Here is a 412-nt window from a genome sequence, read left to right as displayed (position 1 = left end):
TCCGCCCGGTCGGCCCGACCGCGGGGAAGTGGCGGGATGATCTGGGGATCCGGCGGCCCGGTGCGGGTACCGGACGGAATGTTCGGACCGAGGTCGGGTCCTGGCTCGGGGCTCGGCTGCCGCGCGGTGGGGGCGGGGCCGACGGCCGGGTGCGCCGCGCCGGTGCCGACGGTGTGGGTGCCCGTGCTGCGCAAGGCGGCGGCCGGGCCGCCGGTGGCGGTGGTCGTGGTGGAGGCCGGCGGCGCGTGGTACGGGGCGCTCGCCGCGGCGGCGCTGGCCGGTGGCTTCGCCCCGGCGGTGGGCGGACCGCCGCGGACGGACGCGGTGCTGGATATCCGTGGCGGCGTGCCGGTGCGGCTGCGGCTGGCGGGCGGCCGTGCGATCTGGGTGCCGGCCGCCGAGGTGCTGGTCC

1 pseudogene is annotated in these 412 nt (G+C 80.6%); it reads left to right on the top strand.

The features are described from left to right. Positions 1-162 precede the first annotated feature (162 nt). Positions 163-412, top strand: a pseudogene (locus VR45_RS34580) (hypothetical protein); the annotation flags it as partial.

Origin of the sequence: Streptomyces sp. NRRL S-495, from assembly GCF_000966955.1 — a bacterium.
GTDB lineage: Bacteria > Actinomycetota > Actinomycetes > Streptomycetales > Streptomycetaceae > Kitasatospora > Kitasatospora purpeofusca.
The sequence above is the reverse complement of the archived record's forward strand: the minus strand, read 5'-3'. Positions and strand labels throughout refer to the sequence as shown.